The sequence below is a fragment of the Lacticaseibacillus salsurivasis genome (assembly GCF_036246225.1).
Taxonomy (GTDB): Bacteria; Bacillota; Bacilli; order Lactobacillales; family Lactobacillaceae; genus Lacticaseibacillus; species Lacticaseibacillus salsurivasis.
Genome location: NZ_BTTP01000033.1, coordinates 1 through 6,656, shown reverse-complemented (window position 1 = coordinate 6,656; position 6,656 = coordinate 1). Strand labels below are relative to the sequence as shown.

Below are 6,656 nucleotides of genomic sequence, written 5' to 3'. Positions count from 1 at the left end.
CGAGTGCCAGCGAAAGTGCATCGGTATCCGCAAGCCAGAGTACCAGCATCCTGGACAGTCAGACGCCGTCTGAAGCAAGTGCTTCGGCATCCGCTTCCGCCAGTGCAAGTGCTTCTGCATCAGCTTCGGCTAGTGCAAGTGCAAGCTACAGCGAATCGGTATCTGGTTACCCAAGTCTGAGTGCATCACAATCCGCTCAGGTATCCGCGATCGACTCCGCAAGCGTCAAGGACAGCCAAGAACTGTCACTACTTGCCAGCTTGAGTGCATCGATCAGTGCTTCTGAAAGTGCCTCCGGTTCTGCATCAATCAGTGCATCGGAAAGTGCATCTGATAGTGCAATCCTTTCCGCTTCCGATAGCGCATCGGTATCCGCAAGCAACAGTGCCGACGGCTCTGCGATTGCCAGTGCTTCCGCAAGTGAATCAACCGACGCCTCCGCAATTGGCAGCTTGTCTGAGAGCATCTCCATTAAGAACTCGCAGTCAATTCCAGCCAGCGAATCCGCTAGCGCCTCCGCAAGTGCATCCGCATCAGCTTCGGCTAGTGCCAGTGCTTCAACGAGTGCCAGCGAAAGTGCATCGGTATCCGCAAGCCAGAGTACCAGCATCCTGGACAGTCAGACGCCGTCTGAAGCCAGTGCTTCGGCATCCGCTTCCGCCAGTGCAAGTGCTTCTGCATCAGCTTCGGCTAGTGCAAGTGCAAGCTACAGCGAATCGGTATCTGGTTACCCAAGTCTGAGTGCATCACAATCCGCTCAGGTATCCGCGATCGACTCCGCAAGCGTCAAGGACAGCCAAGAACTGTCACTACTGGCCAGCTTGAGTGCATCGATCAGTGCGACTGACTCTGCTTCGGTTAGTGCTTCTGAAAGTGCTAGTGATTCAGCTACGGTCAGTGCATCTGAAAGTGCCATTAATAGTGCAACACTTTCAGCTAGTCACAGCGCTTACGGCTCAGCGGTTGTCAGTGCTTCTGCTAGTGAATCAACTGATGCATCAGCAATCAGCAGTCTATCTGAGAGTTTGGCTAACGCTGCTCGGCGGTCAATGGCAGGGAACGCGTTGCGCAGTGCTTCTGCGAGTGCTTCGACATCAGCTTCGGCTAGTGCTGATGCTTCAACGAGTGCTAGCGTGAGCGCTTCGGTATCAGCAAGCCAGAGTACCAGCATTTTGGCTAGTCAGACGCCTTCTGAGGCCAGTGCTTCGGCATCAGCTTCAGGTGTGGCTAGCGCCTCTGCATCAGCTTCGGCTAGTGCAAGTGCCAGCTACAGCGATGCGGTCTCCGGCTATCCAAGCTTGAGTGCTTCTGTATCGGCTCAGGTGTCTGCGATCGACTCCGCAAGCATCCGCGACAGCCAGATGTTGTCACTGCTCGCTAGTCTGAGTGCCTCGGTCAGCGCTACTGACTCTGCTTCTGTCAGTGCTTCCAACAGCGCTAGTGGTTCTGCCACAGTTAGCGCTTCTGAAAGTGCAGTCGCTAGTGCATCACTTTCAGCCAGTCACAGTGCCTATGGTTCTGCGGTGGCCAGTGCTTCCGCTAGTGAATCGACAGATGCATCAGCAATCAGCAGCTTGTCTGAGAGCTTGGCTAACGCTGCTCGGCGGTCAATGGCAGGGAACGCTTTGCGCAGTGCTTCTGCGAGTGCTTCGACATCAGCTTCGGCTAGTGCCAGCGCATCAACGAGTGCAAGCGAGAGTGCTTCCATCTCTGCAAGTCAGAGCACCAGCATTCTGGCTAGTCAGACGCCTTCAGAGGCGAGTGCTTCGGCATCCGCTTCAGGTGTGGCCAGCGCTTCTGCATCAGCTTCGGCTAGTGCCAGCGCAAGCTACAGCGAATCGGTATCTGGTTACCCAAGTCTGAGTGCTTCTGTATCGGCTCAGGTATCGGCGATCGACTCCGCAAGCATCCGCGACAGCCAGATGTTGTCACTGCTTGCTAGTCTGAGTGCTTCTGTCAGCGCCACTGACTCGGCCTCTGTCAGTGCTTCCAATAGCGCTAGTGGTTCTGCCACGGTTAGTGCTTCTGAGAGCGCCATCGACAGTGCCAAGGCTTCGGCAAGCATCAGTGCCTATGGTTCTGCGATTGCCAGTGCTTCGGCTAGTGAATCCGCTGACGCCTCGCTTCTCAGCAGCTTGTCTGCAAGCATGTCTGACGTGGCTCGCCGGTCACTCACCGGTGGTGCTATCAGTAGCGCCTCGGCGAGTGCTGAGACCTCAGCTTCGGCTAGTGCCAGTGCTTCGACGAGTGCCAGCCAGAGTGCTTCGATCTCTGCAAGTCAGAGTACCAGCATTTTGGCCAGTCAGACGCCTTCTGAGGCTAGTGCTTCGGCATCCGCTTCAGGTGTGGCCAGTGCTTCTGCATCAGCTTCGGCTAGTGCAAGTGCCAGCTACAGCGAGTCAGTTTCTGGTTACCCAAGTCTGAGTGCTTCTGAGTCCGCACAGGTTTCGGCCATCGACTCGGCAAGCATCAAGGACAGCGAGACGCTTTCACTACTGACTAGTCTGAGTGCTTCCTACAGTGCCGACGGTTCTGCTTCTACGAGTGCTTCCGTCAGTGCTAGCGGCTCCGCTTCTGCTAGTGGTTCTGCTTCACTCAGTGCCAGCGGTTCGGCTTCTGCCAGTGCCTCGCAGAGTACTTCTGCTCTGGCGTCTGCTAGTGCAAGCAACAGTGCTTCCGTTTCTACCAACATCGCAACCGGTGCTGGCAAGCATAACGGGAATACTGGAAGTGGCAGCCGTGCGGTATCGACATCCGCTACTAACGCAGCTCGTGCTCGTCAGGCGCGCATCAAGAATGGTGCTCGGACTAACAGCCGGTTGCCAAAGACGGGTGAACGCAGTGAATCGCTGCTCTCCGCAATTGGGGCAAGCTTGATTGGCTTGATGGGAATTGGCGCTGCGGCTAGCCGCAAGAAGCGTCGTCATCAGGCTAAATAAGCCGTCTAAGATCTAAACGATTAACAGAAAGGCTCTTCAACTACCTGCAAATGCAGGTTGGCTGAAGAGCCTTTTTGCGTGGGGAAGACTGAAGATCGAATAATCGGAGCGAATTCTGAATTTGAAGGGCACAAGCCAAATAATAAACAATTAGAATAAAATGTTTGTGTGTTTTTTTATCATTCTCCGGGCATGGTGTTCTGGCTGAACTTTCTGTTATTCAACGATAAGTTCACTTTGGAATGTGCTTGGTGGCATGAACGTTAAGCACAAACGCCGAGCCGACAAAGATAAGCAGCGATACTCTTTGAACATGTTGGCGGACAAGCTTGGTCTAAGCGGTTTCGAGCTTTGAATTCCGGAACTGTTACGGCCGTGGATCAACACTGTTCTTTGGCAGTGGCGCCAGGAACGGACGGAAAAATGAAAAAATTATGAACGTTTAGCAATCTTCTGTGTTATTTTTATTGAATATTCTTATTGACGAAATAAATAGTGGTTGTTATACTTTGGGTGTTATCTAATACTTCGCTGGGCGCAAAGGCGTCAGGGGGACAGCGAGTCAAATAGGAGGAACTCTATAATGAAGAAGTCTTTACTTGTTAGTGCTGCTGCTCTTGCTTTGGCTGCTGCCGCAACGGTTGCACCTATGACCGTCTCCGCTGCAACTGCAGATGGCAGTGCCCAAGGTACCACGACAGCCGAATTCACTGTTACTGCTGGTGACGATGGTAGCACCACGCCTGGTGGCGACAATGGTAGCGGCGTCAACAAAGATTTGTGGCTAGTCAATGCACCTGACATGAACTTCGGCACCACGACAGTCGCTAAGATCATTGCTGGTACCGCAGCAATGAACTATCAGAATGGTACTGTTAATGCCAAAACAGGCGACGCTGCTGAAAACGCTGATGGCAAGTTGGCAGTTAGCGACTTGCGTGGTAACGGGGCGGGCTGGAAGCTTTCCGCTAACCTTACTCAGTTCACCAACAACGCAGACAAGACAGATGCCAACAAGTTGGATGGCCAGCTTGCACTCGCGCTGACGAATGTTGTTGCGCCGAACGCTACGCTTGGCACTGCGGCTACGCTTAAAACCGATGGCCAGGACGTCACCATCTGGACCGCTGGCAAGGACGAAGGTCAAGGCGCTAACACGGCTGACGTGGACACTGCGACTAAGTTGACCCTTGATAAAAATGCTCAAGTTAAAGCTGTTCAGTACGATGCAACCATTACCTGGACACTTTCCAGCACCATTACTGCAGGCTAAGCCACTCATGTGAGTACTTAACGCGATCGAGGGGCGTCCTCGGTCGCGTTTTTTCAGATTAAGGCTTAAAGGCCTTGTATCCTTGTTTTTCCATTATCGAAAGGAGTTTTACCTTGCGCCTTAAAACCTTGCTGTTCATCGCTTTGGCGACCCTGGGTCTGGGGGTTGCCCAAGTGCAGCCCAACCAAACCCAAGCGGCCTCCGGGGCGGCGTACACCGTTAGCCCTATCATTCCTGATAATCAGCGGACTTCAGTGTCGAGCTATTTTGACCTCGTCGTCAAACCTGGGGCCACCCAACCAATAACAGTAGCGGTGACCAACGCAACGGCAGGGGTTCGGCATATTAAGGTGTCTTTGACGCATGCCTATACACAGGATAATGGGGAGATTGGCTATAAACCTAATGGTCGCACGGATGCGTCCGCGCAGTACCGTGTTGATCAGTTAGGCCAAAAGAGTCAGGTGGTGACCTTGGCCGGGCATCAGACGAAGCGGGTGACTGTGAACCTGAAGATCCCGGAACAAGGCTTTAGCGGCGTGCTGCTTGGCGGCCTGTATCTGGTTGACAAAGAGGAAACTGCTGGCAGCACTGGTGATGGCGTTCAGTTCAAAAATCGTTATGCGACTCTGGTCGGCATTCAATTGCAAACCAGTACCGGCGCCATCAACAATGTAAAGCCAGACCTAAAGCTGAAAGCAGTTGGGGCAGGGATTCAAAGCAACCAGCCCGGTGTTTTGGCGACGATTCAGAATCCAATGCCAACCTACTGGGGTAAGATGCTGTTTACCGCGAAGGTGTACAAGCGCAACTCCAACACCGTCGTCATGAAGCGGACCGCTAGTGGGTATACAACGGCGCCGAACAGTCATTTTGACTTCGGAATTACCCAGAAAGATGGGTTGACCCCTGGCGATTACACCTTGGATTTGCTGGTTACTGGCCCTCATGGCCGCTGGCACTGGAAGCGCAACTTCTCGATTTTGACTGAACAAGCACAAAAAATTAACAAAAAATTGGCGTTGAAGACGCCGTTTGTCATGCCATGGTGGGGTTGGGTTCTCATCGGCATTGGCATTGTCTTGCTCCTAGGCTTGCTGTGGTGGCTGATTTTACTGCTACTGCGTCGCAAGAAGGATGATCAGGCTGAGAATACGCCGCAATAGCGGAAAGGAGCGTGCCCTATGCGATATTGGAAAATCGGCTTAGCAGTGGCCCTCACCGCAGCCGGCCTCACCCTCGGGGGCACCGGGGTGAACGCGGCGACAAATACGGGCGCGGCGGTGGGTCAAACCGTCGCCGAGTTCGTGGTGCTACCGAGTCCCTACCAGCCAAGTAAGCCAGGTAAACTGCCGCCGCGGGTAAACCCGACAGATCACGTGCCTGGCACTAAAAGCGCGATTGGCCAAACTCATGGCGTTTTGCCTAAAACCGGTGAAACGATTGCCCTGGTTTTAGCCGGCGTCGGCTTTGGCTTACTGGGATTAATTGTCATGATGTTGTTGCTGCTGTGGCGGCGAAGGGAGGACGCGACTGATGAAGCACTTAACTAAAAAGCGCCTGAGTCGCTGGCTGACCCTTGCTGCGGTGGCAACGTTGACCGCTGGGCTTGGCGGCACCGTGCAAACGGTGCAGGCAGCAGATGATATCTGGACCCATGCTACCGACCTTAACGGCAACCGTTTCCCGGAACCATTGGATCCAGATACAGGGTTGCCAGCCTATGTCCCATTTGACCAAGCGATGACCACGGACGGCATTACAGGGACTAGTAGTAAGGTGTTGTCTAATGCGGCTGGCAACAACGTGGCGGTTCAGCTGACGAACGCCATCAAGCAATCCGGTTCAATCTGGAGTACCTCCAAACTTAAGCTCCAGCAGACCTTTTCGACCAAAATGCACATCTACTTTGGGAATAATCCGAATCCTGCCGATGGGATGGCATTTGTGCTGAGAGGCGATAAACCCACCCAGGTTTACCAAAACGGGAGTGGCGTTGGGGTTTGGGGTGCTGGCACTAATCTTAACATCAAAGGTCAGATGCCAAATGCTTTTGCCGTGACGTTTGATACCTACTTCAACGGTGATACGACGGACAAAAATGTTGATAAGATTGCAGCAGGCTTTTCATCATCTGATGATGCCCAATACATTGGCTGGGGTTTTCCGGGGTTCCTTAACGGCAGCAATTCGGCCATCATGCAGTATCAACGTGCTGATAAAGGACAACTCTTGTTCGACAAGACCAATGCGGCTGATGGCGGCCTCAACAAGACCGGGTATGGCACAGACATGGGCCTTGGCGGCTATTATGTGCCGACGAATTGTCAACTCAAGTGCAACTTTTTACCCAGGAAGACTTCTGATGGCGTCTTCCAGCCTAAGACCTTGCGTGGTCGGTTATTCAGTTGTTCAATATAAGTCTCAATTTCCTGGTCGCTCTG

4 protein-coding genes and 2 pseudogenes are annotated in these 6,656 nt (G+C 53.2%); 5 read left to right on the top strand and 1 reads right to left on the bottom strand.

The window, feature by feature from the left end; genetic code table 11:
- From AAA927_RS12730 to AAA927_RS12710, 5 genes and pseudogenes are all read left to right on the top strand, one after another.
- On the top strand, positions 1–2,939 hold a 2,939-nt coding region (locus tag AAA927_RS12730), incomplete at its 5' end, for an LPXTG cell wall anchor domain-containing protein (RefSeq protein ID WP_338218142.1).
- Between the two features lie 583 nt (positions 2,940–3,522).
- Positions 3,523–4,212, top strand: a complete 690-nt coding sequence (locus AAA927_RS12725) for a WxL domain-containing protein (RefSeq protein WP_338218141.1) — start codon at positions 3,523–3,525, stop codon at positions 4,210–4,212.
- A 113-nt stretch (positions 4,213–4,325) separates the two neighbouring features.
- Positions 4,326–5,378 (top strand): WxLIP family cell surface protein, encoded by a 1,053-nt coding sequence (locus tag AAA927_RS12720; RefSeq protein ID WP_338218140.1) that lies wholly within the window; start codon positions 4,326–4,328, stop codon positions 5,376–5,378.
- Between the two features lie 18 nt (positions 5,379–5,396).
- Complete coding sequence (locus tag AAA927_RS12715; protein ID WP_338218139.1) at positions 5,397–5,765, top strand: LPXTG cell wall anchor domain-containing protein; 369 nt, start codon at positions 5,397–5,399, stop codon at positions 5,763–5,765.
- Positions 5,749–6,321 (top strand): annotated as a pseudogene (locus AAA927_RS12710) (L-type lectin family protein); the annotation flags it as partial. The gene AAA927_RS12715 and the pseudogene AAA927_RS12710, both read left to right, overlap by 17 nt.
- 218 nt (positions 6,322–6,539) lie before the next feature.
- On the opposite strand, the pseudogene AAA927_RS12705 reads toward AAA927_RS12710, so the two are convergent.
- Positions 6,540–6,656: pseudogene (locus AAA927_RS12705) on the bottom strand (IS30 family transposase); the annotation flags it as partial.

Coding starts and splice junctions, on each gene's coding strand:
- AAA927_RS12725 (WP_338218141.1), top strand. CDS start 3,523: ATGAAGAAGTCTTTACTTGTTAGTGCTGCTGCTCTTGCTTTGGCTGCT.
- AAA927_RS12715 (WP_338218139.1), top strand. CDS start 5,397: ATGCGATATTGGAAAATCGGCTTAGCAGTGGCCCTCACCGCAGCCGGC.